Consider the following 11,970-nt stretch of genomic DNA (forward strand, 5'->3'; position numbering starts at 1 on the left):
GACGGCCGCCTACGATGATCCCTGACACCAGCGACCGCACAGCACACGGAGGACCCCGATGACCGATCTGCACCCCTTCATCGCCGGGCTCCCCAAAGCGGAACTGCATGTTCACCATGTCGGGTCGGCCTCACCGCGCATCGTCGCCGAACTCGCCGCCCGGCACCCGGACTCCAAGGTGCCGACCGACCCCGAGGCGATCGCCGACTACTTCACCTTCACGGACTTCGCCCACTTCATCGAGGTCTATCTCTCGGTCGTGGATCTGATCCGCACCCCCGAGGACGTCCGGCTGCTCACCTTCGAGATCGCCCGGGACATGGCCCGCCAGAACATCCGCTACGCCGAGCTGACCGTCACGCCGTTCAGTTCGACCCGCCGCGGTATCGACGAGAAGGCCTTCATGGCCGCGATCGAGGACGCCCGCACGGCCGCCGAGGCCGAACTCGGCGTGGTGCTGCGCTGGTGCTTCGACATTCCCGGTGAGGCGGGCCTGGAGGCGGCGGAGGAGACCACCCGGCTCGCGGTGGACCTGCACCCCGAGGGCCTGGTCGCCTTCGGTCTGGGCGGACCGGAGATCGGTGTGCCGCGCCCGCAGTTCAAGCCGTACTTCGACCGCGCCATCGCCGCCGGACTGCACTCCGTGCCGCACGCCGGCGAGACGACCGGACCGCAGACCGTCTGGGACGCGCTGAACGATCTGCGGGCCGAGCGGATCGGGCACGGCACCAGCTCCGTCCAGGACCCGGCGCTGCTCGCCCATCTCGCCGAGCACCGGATCCCGTTGGAGGTCTGCCCGACGTCCAACATCGCGACCCGGGCCGTCACCGTTCTCGACGACCACCCCATCAAGGAGATGGTCGCGGCCGGCGTGCTGGTGACCGTCAACAGCGACGACCCGCCGATGTTCGGCACCGACCTCAACAACGAGTACGGAGTGGCGGGCCGGCTGCTCGGCCTCGACGAGCGCGGTCTCGCCGCGCTCGCGAAGAACGCTGTGGAGGCCTCGTTCCTCGACCCGGCGGGCAAGGCGCGCATCGCCGAGGAGATCGACACGTACACCGCGGCATGGCTCGCGCGTTGACCCCCGTGGAGAACGGTCCCGCGCGCATCGTCGGTGTCGTCGGCCATCGCGGCGATCCCTACCGCGTGCGGGAGAACACCCTGCCCTCGCTCCGCTCGGCCGTCACCCGGGGCGCGGACGCGGTCGAGATCGACGTACGACTGACCCGCGACGGTGTGCCCGTGCTGCTGCACGACGCGACACTGAAGCGCCTGTGGGGGCACGACCGGCCGCTGTCGAAGCTGACCCGTGCCCAGGTCGAGGAGCTGACGCGGGGTGGTGTGCCGACGCTGCGGGACGCGCTGCTCGACGTCGGCGCGCACCGCCTGATGATCGACCTTCCCGGCGCCACCGAGGAGTCGGTACGCGCGGTGGTCGGCCTGGTCCGCGATTGCGGCGCGGCCGAGCGCGTGTACTACTGCGCGGGCCCCGTCGCCATGCTCGCGGTACGGAACGAGGACCCGGCGGCCGAGATCGCCCTGACGTGGACCTCGCTGGCCCCGCCGCGGCCGGTCCTCATCGACGCCGTACGTCCGCGGTTCCTCAACTACCGCTTCGGGCTGGTCGGTCAGGAGCTCGCGGAGCGTGTGCACAAGGACGGCATGCTCATCTCCGCCTGGACTGCCGACACCCGGCGCACCATGCGCCGGCTGATCCGGGCCGGCGTGGACGCCGTCACCACCAACCGGGTGGACACGCTGGCATCCGTCGTCCGGGACAACTCCCTTACCGGTCCGCCTTCTTGATCGTTCCGGCATGATGGACCCACTCACCCGGCGGAGGAGCAGAAGTGACCGACAGGATCCGTACCGACGTAGCGCACAACGCCAGGGTCTGGAACCACTGGCTGGGCGGTAAGGACAACTACCCGGTCGACCGTGCGGTGGGTGACCACGTCACCGGTCTGTACCCGAGCATCGGCGAAGTGGCCCGTGCCGACCGGGCGTTCCTGGGCCGTGCGGTGGAGTTCCTGGCCGGCGAGGCGGGCGTACGGCAGTTCCTGGACATCGGCACCGGGCTGCCGACCGTCGACAACACCCATGAGGTCGCCCAGCGCATCGCTCCCGACGCGCGGATCGTCTACGTCGACAACGACCCGATCGTCCTGGCGCACGCCCGCGCCCTGCTCACCAGCTCCACCGGCGGTACGACGGAGTACCTGGACGCGGACGCCCACGACGCGGCCGGGATCGTGCGGGCCGTCGAGCCGACACTGGACCTGCACAAGCCGGTGGCCGTGATGATGCTCGGCATCCTGAACTTCGTGATGGACACCGACGAGGCGCGCTCCATCGTGCGCACGCTGATGGACGCCGTGCCCTCCGGCAGCTACCTCGTCCTCACCCATCCCACCCTCGAACTGGGCGGAGAGGGCAACGAGGACGCCATGCGCTTCTGGAACGAGAACGCCACTCCCCCGATCACCGCCCGCAGCGGCGCGGAGTTCGCCTCGTTCCTGGAGGGCCTGGAAGTGCTGGAGCCCGGCATCGTCTCGTGCTCCCGCTGGCGGCACGACGTGACGCGGGAGAGCCGCTTCCCTCAGGTGGCGCAGTTCGGCGCGGTGGCTCGCAAGCCCTGACCTCGACGGCGAAGTCCCGCTGACCGGCGCCTTCTTCACGCGCCGGGTCACGCCCGACGACTCACGCACCCGCTCCGGAAGAGCCCGCTACAGCCCGACGAGGGAGTTCCATCGCCGGGCGAACTCCGCGCGCTCCTCCGAGGCGATGTCACGGGCGATCGCGAGCCGTCTGCGCATCACGTCGTCCGGGAAGATCAGCGGGTCCTCCGCGAGCGCCGCCGTCTCCTCGTCCTTGGACGAGGCGAGCACATCGCGTGCGGCCGGCACCGGGCAGACGTAGTTGACCCAGCTCGCGAGTTCGGCGGCGACCTCCGGCCGGTAGTAGTGGTCGACGAGTGCCTCCGCATTGCGCTTGTGGCGGGCGAGGTTGGGGATCATCAGACTCTCCGCCCACAGTTCGCCGCCCTCCTCGGGCACGACGAACTCGATGTCGGGGTTGTCCGCCTGGAGCTGGATGACATCGCCGGAGTACGCCTGGCAGGCGACGACGTCACCGGTGTCGAGGTCCTTGATGTAGTCGTTGCCCGTGAAGCGCCTGATGTGCCGGCGCTTCACCAGCTTCTCCAGCCGGTCGCAGACGGCGTGGAAGTCGTCCGCCGTCCACCGGGTGATGTCGACGCCGTCGGCCTGCATCAGCAGGGCGAAGGACTCGTCGAGCCCGGACAGCAGCGTGACCCGGCCGCGCAGATCGTCCGCCCACAGATCGCTCGTACGCCGCAGTTCACGGCCGAGCTTCCGGCGGTTGTAGGCGATGCCGGTGATTCCCGACTGCCAGGGGACGCTGTGCAGACGCCCCTTGTCGAAGGCGGGCGAGCGCAGTTGCGGGTCCAGGTACCGGGTGACGTTGGGCTGCTTCGTCCGGTCCATCTCCTGCACCCAGCCGAGGCGTACGAAGCGGGCGGCCATCCAGTCGCTGACGACGATCAGATCGCGGCCGGTCTCCTGATGGTTCATCAGGGCCGGGCTGATCTTTCCGAAGAACTCGTCGTTGTCGTTGATCTCCTCGGTGTAGGTGACGGAGATCCCGGTGCGTTCGGTGAAGGCGTCGAGCGTGGGGCGCTCGGAGGTGTTCTCGTCGTCGGTGTCGATATAGAGGGGCCAGTTGGCGAAGTCGAGACTGCGGTCGTGGGCCGAGTCGTCGCGCGCGGCACGGTCGCCGGGCTCGACGTAGGCCGCGGGCACCCCGCATCCGGCGAGCACGGCGGGGCCGGCGAGAGCGGCACCCGCGCCGACGGCGCGCAGCAGGGTCCGCCGTGACATGGGGTTCATCCGGATCGCGGGCACGTCCGCAGGATGGCGGCCGGTGCGTGCGGGCGGCAATGGACGGTGCGTCGACACCTGGGGGCAGGAGGGGACACCCTGTCGATCATGGACAGGTGTCTATACTTCATGGACACCTGTCCATGAAACCTGTCCGCGCAACAGAAAGAGCCGGTCATGAACGCAACGGCCCATGTCCTGGTCGGCCTGGTGGCCGCGCTGCACCTCTACATCCTGGTTCTGGAGATGTTCCTCTGGGAGCGGAGACCGGGCCGTCAACTCTCCGGCTTCGACGCCGAGATGGCCCGGGCCACCGCTCCCCTCGCCGCCAACCAGGGCCTCTACAACGGCTTTCTCGCGGCGGGCCTCGTCTGGGGCCTGATCGCCTCGGACCCCACCGGCTACCGGGTGCAGGTCTTCTTCACCGCGTGCGTGGTGGTCGCCGGGCTGTACGGCGGCTTCACCGCGAACCGCCGCATCCTCCTTGCGCAGGCGCTGCCGGGAGCGCTCGCCCTGGCAGCGGTCCTGGTGGCCGGATGAACGACCCCAGGGCGGAACGCACCCGGGCCCGGCTGCGGGCGGCGCTGCTCGACGAGTGCGCGGACCGTGCGCTCGACGAGGTCAGCGTGGCCGCGGTCGTCCGCAGGGCGGGGCTCGGCCGCGCCACGTTCTATCTGCACTACGCGGACCTTCAGGCGCTGGCGGTCGACGCCTGCGCCGAGGTCGTACGGGAGGCGGTGGAAGCCCTGCACGCCTGGCGCGGCGTCCCCGACCCGGCGGCCCCGCCCCCGCCGCTGACGGACTTCTTCACCGGCCTGTCCGCCCGCGCGCACCTCTACCGCCCGCTCCTGCGCGAGGGCGGCAGCGGCCCGCTCGGCGATCTGCTCCACACGGAGCTGCGCGCCCGCAGCCGCCGCGAACGCGAACTGGCCGGCGCTCCCCGCCCGGATCTGATCGCCACGGCCGTGGCGGCCACCTTCGCCGGCCTGCTCGCCGACTGGCTCCACGGCGCGATCGAGGCGGACCCCGCGGAGATGGCCGGCCAGGCCTGGCGGCTGCTCATCGCGCTGCACCGGACCCCCCTGACGTAGCTCCTCGTAGCTCCGGACATGCGGCAGCCCCCGCGCCCGGACGGGGCGCGGGGGCTGCCGAGTGGCCGGCGGGTGACGCCGGTCAGACGTCCAGCGACGTCATCACGTGCTTGACGCGGGTGTAGTCGTCGAACCCGTACGCCGACAGGTCCTTGCCGTAGCCCGACTTCTTGAAGCCGCCGTGCGGCATCTCCGCCACGAGCGGGATGTGGGTGTTGATCCACACGCAGCCGAAGTCCAGCGACTTCGACATCCGCATCGCGCGGCCGTGATCCTTCGTCCACACCGACGAGGCCAGCGCGAACTCGACGCCGTTCGCCCACTCCAGGGCCTGCGCCTCGTCCGTGAAGGACTGCACGGTGATGACCGGGCCGAAGACCTCGTTCTGGATGATCTCGTCGTCCTGCTTCAGGCCGGAGACGACGGTGGGAGCGTAGAAGTAGCCCTTGTCACCGACCCGGTGACCGCCCGCCTCCACCTTCGCGTGCGCCGGGAGCCGGTCGATGAAGCCGGTGACCTGGGCGAGCTGGTTGGCGTTGTTCAGCGGGCCGTAGAGCACGTCCTCGTCGTCCGGAGCGCCCGTCTTCGTCTCCGACGCCGCCTTCGCCAGCGCCGCCACGAACTCGTCGTGGATGGACTCCTGCACGAGCACACGGGTCGCGGCCGTACAGTCCTGGCCGGCGTTGAAGTAGCCCGCCACCGAGATGTCCTCGACGGCCTTGGCGATGTCGGTGTCCTCGAAGACGACGACCGGCGCCTTGCCGCCCAGCTCCAGGTGGACCCGCTTGACGTCCTTGGCCGCGGAGGCCGCGACCTGGATGCCCGCGCGTACGGAACCGGTGATCGACGCCATCGCCGGCGTCGGGTGCTCGACCATCGTGCGGCCGGTGTCCCGGTCACCGCAGATGACGTTGAAGACGCCCTTGGGCACGATCGAGCCGATGATCTCGGCGATCAGCACCGTGGAGGCGGGGGTGGTGTCCGACGGCTTCAGCACGACGGTGTTGCCCGCCGCGAGCGCCGGAGCGAACTTCCACACCGCCATCATCATCGGGTAGTTCCACGGCGCGACCTGCGCGCAGACGCCGACCGGCTCGCGGCGGACGATGGAGGTGAGGCCCTCCATGTACTCGCCGGCCGAGCGGCCCTCGAGCATGCGCGCGGCGCCCGCGAAGAAGCGGATCTGGTCCACCATCGGCGGGATCTCTTCGGTACGGGTCAGCTCCAGCGGCTTGCCCGTGTTCTCCGACTCGGCCGCGATGAGGTCCTCGGCCCGCTCCTCGAACGCGTCCGCGATCTTCAGAAGCGCCTTCTGGCGCTCGGCGGGCGTGGCGTCGCGCCAGGCCGGGAAGGCCGCCGCGGCAGCGTCCATCGCCGCGTCCACATCCGACTGCCCGGAGAGCGGCGACGTGGCGTACACCTCGCCGGTGACCGGGTTGATGACATCGATCGTCCGCCCGTCGGCGGCGTCCCGGAACTCCCCGTTGATGTAGTTGCGCAGACGACGCAGCTCGGTGGTCACTGTTGCCACCCCTCCTGTCAGATTCCGATGGGTGAGACAACCCACCCTAATCGCACGGCCGACGCTTTCAACAGCCCCGACCCTCCCCATCTTCGGATTCGGTGATATCCAAGCCCTTCAACGACGAATATCATCGCTCAGGGCTTGCGAGACAGACGAGTCCCGGTGCACAGTGACCCCGTGGCCAGTCGAAGCGCAGAATCCAGGAAGACGAACGGATCGTCCCCGACGATCGACGCCGTCTCCCTCGCGATCATCGAGCAGCTCCAGGAGGACGGGCGTCGTCCGTACGCCGCGATCGGCAAGGCCGTGGGCCTGTCCGAGGCGGCCGTGCGCCAGCGCGTCCAGAAGCTGCTCGACCAGGGCGTGATGCAGATCGTCGCCGTCACCGACCCGCTCACCGTGGGTCTGCGACGCCAGGCGATGGTCGGCATCCGCGTCGAGGGCGACCTCGACGAGATAGCCGAAGCGCTGACGGCCATGGCCGAGTGCGAGTACGTGGTCATGACCGCGGGCTCGTTCGACCTCATGGTGGAGATCGTCTGCGAGGACGACGACCACCTTCTCGAAGTGATCAACAAACGGATTCGTGCGCTCCCCGGCGTGCGGTCCACCGAGAGCTTCGTCTACCTCAAGCTCAAGAAGCAGACCTACATGTGGGGAACCCGATAGCCGTGAGCAAGGACCTCTCCAAGACCGCGTACGACCACCTGTGGATGCACTTCACACGTATGTCGTCGTACGAGAACGCACCCGTGCCCACCATCGTGCGCGGTGAGGGCACCTACATCTACGACGACAAGGGCAAGCGCTACCTCGACGGCCTGTCCGGCCTGTTCGTCGTCAACGCCGGCCACGGCCGTCACGAGCTCGCCGAGACCGCCTACAAGCAGGCTCAGGAGCTCGCCTTTTTCCCGGTGTGGTCCTACGCCCACCCGAAGGCCGTCGAGCTCGCCGAGCGCCTGGCCCAGCACGCTCCGGGCGACCTGAACAAGGTCTTCTTCACCACCGGTGGCGGCGAGGCCGTGGAGACCGCGTGGAAGCTGGCCAAGCAGTACTTCAAGCTGCAGGGCAAGCCCACCAAGTACAAGGTCATCTCGCGTGCGGTCGCCTACCACGGCACCCCGCAGGGCGCGCTCTCCATCACCGGTCTGCCCGCGCTGAAGGCTCCCTTCGAGCCGCTGGTCCCCGGCGCGCACAAGGTGCCGAACACCAACATCTACCGCGCCCCGATCCACGGCGACGACCCCGAGGCCTTCGGCCGCTGGGCCGCCGACCAGATCGAGCAGCAGATCCTCTTCGAGGGCCCGGAGACGGTCGCCGCCGTCTTCCTGGAGCCGGTCCAGAACGCCGGCGGCTGCTTCCCGCCGCCGCCCGGGTACTTCCAGCGGGTCCGTGAGATCTGCGACCAGTACGACGTGCTGCTCGTGTCCGACGAGGTCATCTGTGCCTTCGGCCGCCTCGGCACGATGTTCGCGTGCGACAAGTTCGGCTACGTACCGGACATGATCACCTGCGCCAAGGGCATGACCTCGGGCTACTCCCCGATCGGCGCCTGCATCATCTCCGACCGCCTGGCCGAGCCGTTCTACCAGGGCGACAACACCTTCCTGCACGGCTACACCTTCGGCGGCCACCCGGTCTCCGCGGCGGTGGGCCTGGCCAACCTCGACATCTTCGAGAAGGAAGGCCTCAACCAGCACGTCCTGGACAACGAGGGCGCCTTCTTCGACACCCTGAAGAAGCTGCACGACCTGCCGATCGTCGGCGACGTCCGCGGCAACGGCTTCTTCTACGGCATCGAGCTGGTGAAGGACAAGGCCACCAAGGAGACCTTCACCGACGAGGAGACCGAGCGCGTGCTCTACGGCTTCCTCTCGAAGGCGCTCTACGACAACGGCCTGTACTGCCGCGCCGACGACCGCGGCGACCCGGTCGTCCAGCTGGCGCCGCCACTGATCTCCAACCAGGAGACCTTCGACGAGATCGAGGGCATCCTCCGGTCCGTCCTCACGGAGGCCTGGACGAAGCTCTAGTCCTCCCCGCCTCCCCGGCGCCGACACGGCCCGGGTGCGCCCATCCGAGTGAGATGGGGGCACCCGGGCCGTGTGTTTCCCCGGACCCCGCATCCGACTACCTAGCGTGCGAGTGACCGATCGGCCCTGACGTCGTTCCCCCGTACGGGGGAGGACAAATCTGATCAGAACCGAGGTGACACCATGGTGGCCCCGCCGGACAACGATGTGATCTGGGCACGCTCCCTGCACCACGCGCACAGCGGCTCCCCCGCGCTGGCAGGTGTCTCGCTGGGGGTGCGGGAAGGCGAGATCCTCGCCGTGAGCGGCCCGCGCGGCAGCGGGAAGACGACACTGCTGCAGTGCCTGTCGGGCCAACTCGTCCCGCACGAGGGCGAGGTGTGGTTCAACAGCTCCCCCGTGCACACGCTGCCCCCGCTCCAGCGGGAGCGGCTGCGCCGTGAGCGGTTCGGCTGGATCGACCCGGAGCCGACCCTCGTGCCCGAGCTGACGGCGTGGGAGAACGCCGCACTGCCGCTGCTGCTGCGCGGCACCTCCCACCGCAAGGCCAAGAAGGCCGCGACGGAATGGCTGGAGCGCCTCGACATCGGCGCGTGCGCCCGTAAGCGCCCGCGAGCCCTGGACCAGGCACAACGCCAGCGGATCGCCACCGCCCGGGCCCTCGTCAGCGAGCCGTCCGTGCTGTTCGCGGACGAGCCGACGGCCACCCTGCACCGGGCCGAGCGGGCCCAGGTGCTCCGTACGATCACGGCGGCGGCGCGCTCGCACCGGATCACCGTGGTGCTCGCGACGCACGACACGGAGGTGGCGGCGCTCGCGGACCGTTCCATCTCGCTCCTGGACGGCCGTCGCGTCAACTCCCTCACGGCCGAGGCGGAAGGCCGGGCCGAGTGCTCGCTCTCCGTCTAGCCCGCGGCTCCCACCCCCTTGCCCTGCTGCGCCGGCTGCTGGTGGCCGCGGCCTCGGCGGGCGTGGGTTTCCTGCTGCTGTGCACGCTGTCGTACGCGCTCGCGCACCCCGGCTCGGCCGCTTCCGTCGCCCGCCTCACCTGGTGTCTGATCCCGCTCGCCGCGACGGTGCACTTCGCCGTGGCCGTGGCCCGCGCGGATCCGAGCACCCGGCCGCGGCCCGGCCTCTCCGCGATCGGCCTCGGACCCGGCCGTCTTGCGGCGCTCGCCGCCGTCTCCACGGCCATGTCCGGCGCCCTCGGCAGCATGGTCGCGCTGCTGTTCTTCCTGCATCTGCGGGGCGACCTGACCGGACTGCCGTTCGACGGGGCCGCCTCCGAGCTGCTGGCCGCCGACCGGCCGCTGCCCCTGGCGGCCATGCTGATGCTGCTGGCGATCGCGCCGCTGAGCGCGACGGCCGCGACGGCTCTGACCCTGCGTCCCCGGCGGACGCCGACGGGCCTCGACCCGGAGCCCGTCGAGGAGCCCAAGGGCACGCCGGGAGGCCTGCCCTGGGGCTGCGCGCTGACCACGGCAGGACTGGCCATCGAGACGTACACGGCCCGGACCAGCCCCGGTTCGTCCTTCCCGCTCGCCGGTTCCTTCGAGTCGAACCCGGTCGGCGTCCTCGCCGGCTGGACGCTCACCGCCCTCGGCCTCGCCCTCGCGGGTCCGGCCATCACCCACTTCTGCGGCCGGCTCCTGCAGACCCTGCGGCCCGGCGCGATCCGGCTGCTCGCCGGACGGACACTGATGGACGAGGCCCGCGGCATCGGCCGTCCGCTGGGGGTGGTGTCCGCGGTCGCGTCGGCGGTGATCACGGCCTCGACGCTCTACGGGACGGGCCCGCGCCCCTTCGGCCCGCTGACCGGCCTGGGCGCCGCGCTGGTCATCGCGTGCACGACGGCGACCCTTCTGACCTCGGTGGCCGAGTCCCGCCACGCCCGCGCGGTCACCACCGCGAACCTCCGCAAGCTCGGCACCCCCGCGGCCATGCTCCGTGCGGCGGCCGGACTGCGCCTGGCGGCCGTGCTGTTGGTCTTCGGTCCCCTGACCTGGACCGTGGCGACGCTGGCGGCGATCCCGCTCTCGGGCTGAGCCGACCAGGCCGCGGGGTTCGCCGGCGGCCGCAGGCGCCGGACAGGGGGTGGGACCGGACAGGGGGTGGGGCCGTCGTCCCGGCCCGACCCCCCTATCGTGGCCGCATGGCGCACGGATCAGGGCCCGACTGCAGCGGGCACAGCAACGACCGCGAGATCGAGACCATCGAGGAGTTCGACGATGTCGTCGGCCACGGCTCACTCGCCGGCTACCGCGTCCAGTCCGTCGATCTGACGGACCGCACGTTCCCGCTCCTCTCCCTCGACTGCACCGGCGCCGTGTTCCTCGGCTGCCCGATGCAGCCCGACGCGGCCGTGAAGGTCCGCGCCGAGGGCGCGATCGTCTTCCCGCCCGTGCCCCATCTCCCCTTCGACCCGTACCGCGGGCTGCTCTACACCGCGGACGAACTCTTCGCGGAGCTCGCCCGGGGCGGCTACGAGGCCACACCCGACGCCCGCGCGTACGCCTGGTTCGAGGAGACCAAGGCCGACCGCGACATCTTCGCCTCGATGCTCCGCGCGGTACACGACGACGCGGTCTCGGACGCCCTGGACGAACACCTCGTGGGCGCCCGTGTGGTGGGGGTGATGGGCGGTCACGCGATGGCCCGCGGCACCGCCGCGTACGAGGGCGCCGCGCGCCTCGGCCGAACGCTCACCCGCTCCGGATTCACCGTCGCCACCGGCGGCGGTCCGGGCGCGATGGAGGCCGCCAACCTCGGTGCGTACGCCGCCCCGCACCCGGACGAGATGCTGCCCGAGGCGCTCGAACTCCTCGCCAAGACACCCTCGTTCGTGCCGTCGGTCTCGGACTGGGCGGCCGCCGCCCTCGACATCCGCGACCGCTGGCCGGACGGCGGGGACTCCGTCGGCATCCCGACCTGGTTCTACGGTCATGAGCCGCCGAACGCCTTCGCCGGACACATCGCCAAGTACTTCGCCAACGCCACCCGTGAGGACGGCCTCCTGGCCCGCTCCAACGCGGGCGTGATCTTCCTGCCGGGCGCCGCGGGCACGCTCCAGGAGATATTCGACAACGCGACGCCCAACTACTACGAGTCCCGCGGCGAACCGACGCCGATGGTCCTCGTGAACAAGGCGCACTGGACGGAGAAGCTGCCGGCCTGGCCACTGCTCCAGGCCCTCGCTGCGGGCCGCTCGATGGAGTCCCGTGTCGCCCTCGTCGAATCCGTGGAGGAGGCACCGGCCGCACTGGCACGGCTCGGCGGCGGCCGCCCGTAAGCCGCGAGCACTCTCCGGAGTTCCGCAACAGCTCCCGAGGATCCGCGAACGCCTCGAAGGTCTCGAAGCACAAGGCACCGAAAAGCAACGCCATCCGCCGAAATCACGTCTGGCAGTCCAGCCGGAGAGC

At 70.4% G+C, this 11,970-nt stretch carries 12 protein-coding genes; 10 read left to right on the plus strand and 2 right to left on the minus strand.

All coding sequences use genetic code 11. From position 1 onward, the window contains the following. Positions 1-58: 58 nt before the first annotated feature. From RPQ07_RS10260 to RPQ07_RS10270, 3 genes are read left to right on the plus strand one after another with little or no spacing between them, the layout of a single operon-like run. Positions 59-1,084 carry an adenosine deaminase gene (locus RPQ07_RS10260; RefSeq protein WP_313943803.1) on the plus strand — a complete coding sequence of 342 codons (1,026 nt, stop codon included), beginning with the start codon at positions 59-61 and terminating at the stop codon, positions 1,082-1,084. Continuing rightward, complete coding sequence (locus RPQ07_RS10265) at positions 1,069-1,809, plus strand: glycerophosphodiester phosphodiesterase (RefSeq protein ID WP_313943804.1); 741 nt, start codon at positions 1,069-1,071, stop codon at positions 1,807-1,809. The genes RPQ07_RS10260 and RPQ07_RS10265 overlap by 16 nt, the downstream gene beginning before the upstream one ends. 44 nt (positions 1,810-1,853) lie before the next feature. Beyond that, positions 1,854-2,642: an SAM-dependent methyltransferase gene (locus RPQ07_RS10270; protein ID WP_313943805.1), complete on the plus strand. Its 789-nt coding sequence runs from the start codon at positions 1,854-1,856 to the stop codon at positions 2,640-2,642. Positions 2,643-2,729: 87 nt separating this feature from the next. On the opposite strand, the gene RPQ07_RS10275 is transcribed toward RPQ07_RS10270, so the two are convergent. Next, on the minus strand, positions 2,730-3,902 hold the full coding sequence (locus RPQ07_RS10275; protein ID WP_313948845.1) for a spermidine/putrescine ABC transporter substrate-binding protein: 1,173 nt from the start codon (positions 3,900-3,902) through the stop codon (positions 2,730-2,732). Between the two features lie 177 nt (positions 3,903-4,079). Between RPQ07_RS10275 and RPQ07_RS10280 the strand changes: the two genes are divergently transcribed. Both RPQ07_RS10280 and RPQ07_RS10285 read left to right on the plus strand, forming a co-directional pair. Continuing rightward, a complete protein-coding gene (locus RPQ07_RS10280) occupies positions 4,080-4,442 on the plus strand; it encodes a DUF1304 domain-containing protein (RefSeq protein WP_313943806.1) in 363 nt (120 codons plus the stop codon). Next, positions 4,439-4,993 carry a TetR/AcrR family transcriptional regulator gene (locus RPQ07_RS10285; RefSeq protein WP_313943807.1) on the plus strand — a complete coding sequence of 185 codons (555 nt, stop codon included), beginning with the start codon at positions 4,439-4,441 and terminating at the stop codon, positions 4,991-4,993. The genes RPQ07_RS10280 and RPQ07_RS10285 overlap by 4 nt, the downstream gene beginning before the upstream one ends. A gap of 82 nt (positions 4,994-5,075) precedes the next feature. Here the strand turns inward: RPQ07_RS10285 and RPQ07_RS10290 are convergent, their stop codons facing one another. Then, positions 5,076-6,515 (minus strand): gamma-aminobutyraldehyde dehydrogenase, encoded by a 1,440-nt coding sequence (locus tag RPQ07_RS10290; protein ID WP_313943808.1) that lies wholly within the window; start codon positions 6,513-6,515, stop codon positions 5,076-5,078. Positions 6,516-6,680: 165 nt separating this feature from the next. Here RPQ07_RS10290 and RPQ07_RS10295 point away from each other — a divergent pair, with 165 nt between their 5' ends. The 5 genes from RPQ07_RS10295 to RPQ07_RS10315 all read left to right on the plus strand — a co-directional run bounded on the left by RPQ07_RS10295 (position 6,681) and on the right by RPQ07_RS10315 (position 11,840). Continuing rightward, positions 6,681-7,187 carry an Lrp/AsnC family transcriptional regulator gene (locus RPQ07_RS10295; protein ID WP_313943809.1) on the plus strand — a complete coding sequence of 169 codons (507 nt, stop codon included), beginning with the start codon at positions 6,681-6,683 and terminating at the stop codon, positions 7,185-7,187. Continuing rightward, on the plus strand, positions 7,172-8,551 hold the full coding sequence (locus RPQ07_RS10300) for an aspartate aminotransferase family protein (protein WP_313943810.1): 1,380 nt from the start codon (positions 7,172-7,174) through the stop codon (positions 8,549-8,551). Before RPQ07_RS10295 ends, RPQ07_RS10300 begins: the two co-directional genes overlap by 16 nt. 183 nt (positions 8,552-8,734) lie before the next feature. After that, positions 8,735-9,460 (plus strand): ABC transporter ATP-binding protein, encoded by a 726-nt coding sequence (locus RPQ07_RS10305; RefSeq protein WP_313943811.1) that lies wholly within the window; start codon positions 8,735-8,737, stop codon positions 9,458-9,460. After that, positions 9,442-10,596 carry a hypothetical protein gene (locus RPQ07_RS10310; protein WP_313943812.1) on the plus strand — a complete coding sequence of 385 codons (1,155 nt, stop codon included), beginning with the start codon at positions 9,442-9,444 and terminating at the stop codon, positions 10,594-10,596. The genes RPQ07_RS10305 and RPQ07_RS10310 overlap by 19 nt, the downstream gene beginning before the upstream one ends. A gap of 107 nt (positions 10,597-10,703) precedes the next feature. Continuing rightward, positions 10,704-11,840, plus strand: a complete 1,137-nt coding sequence (locus tag RPQ07_RS10315) for an LOG family protein (RefSeq protein WP_313943813.1) — start codon at positions 10,704-10,706, stop codon at positions 11,838-11,840. The last annotated feature ends 130 nt before the right edge of the window (positions 11,841-11,970 follow it).

The sequence above is a fragment of the Streptomyces sp. AM8-1-1 genome (genome assembly GCF_032229325.1).
Taxonomy (GTDB): Bacteria; Actinomycetota; Actinomycetes; order Streptomycetales; family Streptomycetaceae; genus Streptomyces; species Streptomyces achmelvichensis.

Excerpts from the sequence above, each read along its gene's own strand:
- RPQ07_RS10260 (WP_313943803.1), top strand. The coding sequence starts at position 59 with ATGACCGATCTGCACCCCTTCATCGCCGGGCTCCCCAAAGCGGAACTG.
- RPQ07_RS10265 (WP_313943804.1), top strand. The coding sequence starts at position 1,069 with ATGGCTCGCGCGTTGACCCCCGTGGAGAACGGTCCCGCGCGCATCGTC.
- RPQ07_RS10305 (WP_313943811.1), top strand. The coding sequence starts at position 8,735 with ATGGTGGCCCCGCCGGACAACGATGTGATCTGGGCACGCTCCCTGCAC.
- RPQ07_RS10275 (WP_313948845.1), bottom strand. The coding sequence starts at position 3,902 with ATGTCACGGCGGACCCTGCTGCGCGCCGTCGGCGCGGGTGCCGCTCTC.
- RPQ07_RS10315 (WP_313943813.1), top strand. The coding sequence starts at position 10,704 with ATGGCGCACGGATCAGGGCCCGACTGCAGCGGGCACAGCAACGACCGC.
- RPQ07_RS10280 (WP_313943806.1), top strand. The coding sequence starts at position 4,080 with ATGAACGCAACGGCCCATGTCCTGGTCGGCCTGGTGGCCGCGCTGCAC.
- RPQ07_RS10285 (WP_313943807.1), top strand. The coding sequence starts at position 4,439 with ATGAACGACCCCAGGGCGGAACGCACCCGGGCCCGGCTGCGGGCGGCG.